Consider the following 3,963-nt stretch of genomic DNA (forward strand, 5'->3'; position numbering starts at 1 on the left):
GGTTATCTTGAGCCAGCAGGATGATCAAGCCTGTGAGCTGCTGGTTTGCGTCGTGAACAGTGTCGCTGACGTGGCTGGTCAGAGCGTTTGGCTCGGTGTGGAAACTCGTGGTCTCGGCGTGTCGTGTGGTGGTCGGCCGGCGGGCGCGACCCGCCGCTCGCCGAGGGCCTCAGCCAGAGCAGTGCGGAGCCGCTTGTTGTCGATCTCCAGCTCCCGGATGCGCTGTGTGGCGGTCTCGAGACGGCGGAGCAGGGAAGCGTCGGAGGCGCGCTGGCGGTCTGGGACGGCTCTGTCGGCTGTGACGGGTCGCGGCCGGTCGCGCAGCCGCTCCGCCTCGGCTCGGAGGTCGGGTTGGCCGTAGATCCATGATCGGGACACGCCGGCCTCGCGGGCCAGGGCGTCGATGGTGACGGGCAGCCCGCTGGTGGCCATGCGGCGCAGCGCCGCGACGGCGCGGCGGCGGGTGGCCTGCGCGCGGCGCCGTGCCGCCTCGGTGAGGTGGTGGGTGTTGTCAGGCCGCATCGGAGGCCTCGATCCCATCGGGAGCGTCGTGGCCGAGGGTGTCGATGATGCGGTCGAGGTTGCCCAGAACCTGCCGGTTCATCTCGGCCAGCCGGGTCTGCCCGCGGGCCTCGGCGGCGGTGATGAGCTCGATGACCTGACCGCGATGGACGCGGTGCTGGGGCAGGAACTCCGCCGTGGTGACGAAAATCGGGCAGGTCAGGCAGGCGTTGGCGTGCGGGCAGGTCTTCTGGACCGGGAGCCCGCAGAACCCGTTGGGCAGCGCCTGGGTCGCCCGTCCGAGACGCTGCTTGGCCCAGGCAGCCTCGGCGAGTGGCCCGGCAGGGTGAATGGCGACGACCTCGCCGGCGATGTCGACCTTGCGGGCGGCTTCCCAGTGCCGGCGGACGGTGGTGTCGTGCAGCCGGGCGTAGTGCGCGGTCATCTGCGGCGAGTCGTGATCGAGGATGCGCCGCACCACTTCCTGCGGGACATCGCGGTTGATCAACCGGGTGCCGAGGGTGTGGCGCCACTGGTGCGGGGTCAGCCGGACCGGGCGGCCGTGCGCGTCACGGACATCGCAGCGGGCCAGCCAGCGATAGAGCGCGAGCCGGTAGGTCGAGGAGGCGGTCGATGCCCGGCCGTCGGGGTTCTTCGTCGGCCGCGGGAACAACACCGGCGCATCCGCGACGCGACCTTGCTGTTCAACGATCAGGGCGTGGAGCTGTTCGTCGATCGGGACCAGCGCCTCGCGTTTCATCTTGTGGTTGAGATAGCGCAGGTAGGGGGCGCCGTCGGCGTCGGTGACCACGCAGTCGCGCGACACGCTCAGCGCGTCGGTGACCCGCAACCCGGCCCAGACCAGGATCTGGGTGACCAGCCGGTAGGCCGGGTTCGTGAAGCGGGCGAGGTTGTCGGGATGCTCGATCTGGGCCATGACCTGCTCGGCCAGCGCGCGCGGCGCCCGCTCGACGCGGGCGGGGTAGTCCTCGGTGAACACCAGCGCGGTGGCCGGCAGCGTGTCGTCCCAGTGGTGCTGGCGGACCGCGTGCAGGAACGAGTTGAGCTGCCCGATCTGGTCGCCGTGGCGTTGGCGCCCGGCGAGCTCGGCGTGCAGGTCGGCCAGGTAGCGCTCCAGCACCGCCCGGTCGACGTCGGCGAGCGCGGTGACGCCGATGCGCTGGCAAAACAGCGCGAACCGGGTCATGGCGCGCAGCCCGCGGCGGACGGCCTCCAGTCCGAGTCCGGCCGCGAGCCGCCAGCGCAGCCAGCGTTTGACCAGCTCCCGCAGCCATGACTGCCCGATCGCGGTGAAGTCGAGCTGCTGATTGCCTGGGAACCCGAGGCGGCGCATCTGCCAGACGTCGCGGTCGAACTCGCCCTCCCAACCGTCGCCGTCGGCGAGATCGGAGACCTTGCGGCGGGCGTCGATCAACAGCGCGCGCAGGTTGGAATCGCGCGGCGCCGGGCGCCCGATCTCGGTCCTCCACTGGGCCTCGGTCCGGTCGAGCAGCGAGGCCGCGCCGGTGGCGGTCAGGGCCCGCACCAACGCCATGACGACCGCGGGCAGGGTCTTCGTGGCGCGCTGGTCGTGGCGGCGCTGCAACACGTACTGGATCTCCAGACGCAGCTGCGGGCCGAGCTGGTCCAGCCGGATGATCTCCTCGGCGGTGACGGTGACCTGCTCGAAGCGGCGGACGAACACGTCGATGTCGGGTCGCCCGTTGACCTTCCAGGTGTTGGCGTGGGCGTGGCAGAGCGGCAACGCCGCCTGCGGCCACAGATCGCAGTGCGCCACCGCGCAGACCTCGCCATGCGCTGACGTCTTGATCGTCGGTGGGTCGGCCAGCCACCCGTGCAGGTCGGGTCGCCCGGCGCGGTCCCACCGCTGCCCGTGCAGCTGACACATCCCGCCGCGCGCGGTCCCGTAGCCGCACCCGGTGACCCGACAGGCTGCGTTCGGGCGCTGCCGGCGCCACCGATGATCGGTGGTCGCGGCGAACACCTCCGGGTCGGGGCGGCCCGCGTCAACCCAGCGCAGGTGATGGCCCTGGCACATGCCCTTGCTGCGAGCGGCCCGCGTGCAGCTCTCGACCCGGCAGGCACCGCCGCCGAACACCGGGTCCTCGGCCGCGAACACGAGCACCTCGGCGCGGAACTCGGGCCGGACCGCGCCCAGTAGCTGCTCGAGCAGCGCCGGGCGCCGTGGGACCGCCGGCCGGGCCGGCGCCCTCACAGCTGCACCGCGCTGCCGGTGAACCAGCCCGCCTGCTCCAAAGTCTGGCGGGCGTCTTCGACGCCGAGGTGTCCGTAGACCTCGACCGTTGTGGTCACCGAGGCGTGCCCGAGCAGCCTGCTCACCACCTCCACCGGAGTGCCCGTGCGCAGCAGCCCGGTGGCGTAGGTGTGGCGGCACCAATGCGGGTCGAAGTCGATCCCCGTCCGCCGCCGCAGCCGCCCGACCAGGTCGTAGACCGCGGCGTAGGTCAACGGATGGCCGCGTTGCCCGGCCCAGAGGTTGACGAACACGTAGTCGCTGTCCAGGTCGCCGTACTCGCCGTGCAGATAGTCGGCGTAGAGCCGGACCAGCCAGAGCTGGTCGGGATCGATCTTGGCTGCACCGACTTGGCGCGGGCCCCGTTGTCATTGACCCGCGGCATGACCGCGACCGTCCGCTCGGCCGCGGCCCAGTCCTCGTGCCGCAACCCCAGCGCCTCCCCGATCCGCATCCCGGTGTCGTGCAGCACCGCGAACAACAACCGGTCCCGCAGCCGGTCGCAGGCGTCGAGGATCGCCTGCATCTCGACGGAGGTCAGGATCCTCGGGTGCTTGCGCGGCACCTTCATCCCGATCACTCGCCGCGCAGCCGGCTGGGACTTGCTGATGTGGTGCAGAAACGGGCGCCACGACGTCCCGCGCCGCCCGACCGGCTGCCAGCTCGTCAGCAGCTCACCCAAGTCAACGCCGTGGCGGGCGGCGTGCTGGTAGAACGCGCTGACAGCCGACAGCTTCCGGTTCACCGTCGCCGCGCCGCAGTGCTCCGCCACCGAGGGCAGCACCGCGACCCGCCCGTCCCGCGCCGGCGGCGGCAACCGCAGCCACGCCACGAACTCGCCCACGTCCTCCAGCCGGACCTCGCGCCAGTCCAGCCCGCGGCCGGTGAGGAACACAAACCAGTCCTTCAGGTCATGCGCGTAGGCCTTCACCGTGTTCGGCGAGCGGTCGACATCGGTCAGAAACGCCAGATAGCGCTCGACCGGCTCGACCGGCACCCCATCCGAGCCGAGCACCGTCCACGATCTATGCCGCGAACCGGGCGACACTACTTGCTGAACGAACATCGAACCTCCCGAGACGCCGCGTGCTGGACGGCGAGAGATAACCACGTCCACCAGGCAGAACCCGGGACCTCACAGCCTCGTCAACGACGTCCCGGACACCCCGAGAGCGACTCCAGATAAC

Annotated in this window: 4 protein-coding genes; all 4 read right to left on the bottom strand. The window is 71.1% G+C overall.

Going from position 1 to position 3,963, the window contains the following annotated elements:
• Positions 1–78 precede the first annotated feature (78 nt).
• From KME75_RS40415 to KME75_RS40430, 4 genes are read right to left on the bottom strand one after another with little or no spacing between them, the layout of a single operon-like run.
• A complete protein-coding gene (locus KME75_RS40415) occupies positions 79–522 on the bottom strand; it encodes a DUF6262 family protein (RefSeq protein ID WP_219420283.1) in 444 nt (147 codons plus the stop codon).
• Positions 512–2,737, bottom strand: a complete 2,226-nt coding sequence (locus KME75_RS46465; RefSeq protein ID WP_219420284.1) for a tyrosine-type recombinase/integrase — start codon at positions 2,735–2,737, stop codon at positions 512–514. The genes KME75_RS40415 and KME75_RS46465 overlap by 11 nt, the downstream gene beginning before the upstream one ends.
• The gene (locus KME75_RS45465; protein WP_219420285.1) at positions 2,734–3,030 is read right to left on the bottom strand and encodes a tyrosine-type recombinase/integrase; all 297 of its coding nucleotides are present in this window, start codon (positions 3,028–3,030) and stop codon (positions 2,734–2,736) included. Before KME75_RS45465 ends, KME75_RS46465 begins: the two co-directional genes overlap by 4 nt.
• Complete coding sequence (locus tag KME75_RS40430) at positions 2,988–3,791, bottom strand: tyrosine-type recombinase/integrase (protein WP_308283490.1); 804 nt, start codon at positions 3,789–3,791, stop codon at positions 2,988–2,990. The genes KME75_RS45465 and KME75_RS40430 overlap by 43 nt, the downstream gene beginning before the upstream one ends.
• Positions 3,792–3,963: the final 172 nt, after the last annotated feature.

Source organism: Pseudonocardia nigra, assembly GCF_019396355.1.
Classification (GTDB): domain Bacteria; phylum Actinomycetota; class Actinomycetes; order Mycobacteriales; family Pseudonocardiaceae; genus Pseudonocardia; species Pseudonocardia nigra.

Bases quoted from the DNA above. Each gene is read 5' to 3' on its own strand.
- KME75_RS40415 (WP_219420283.1), bottom strand. From the start codon at position 522: ATGCGGCCTGACAACACCCACCACCTCACCGAGGCGGCACGGCGCCGC.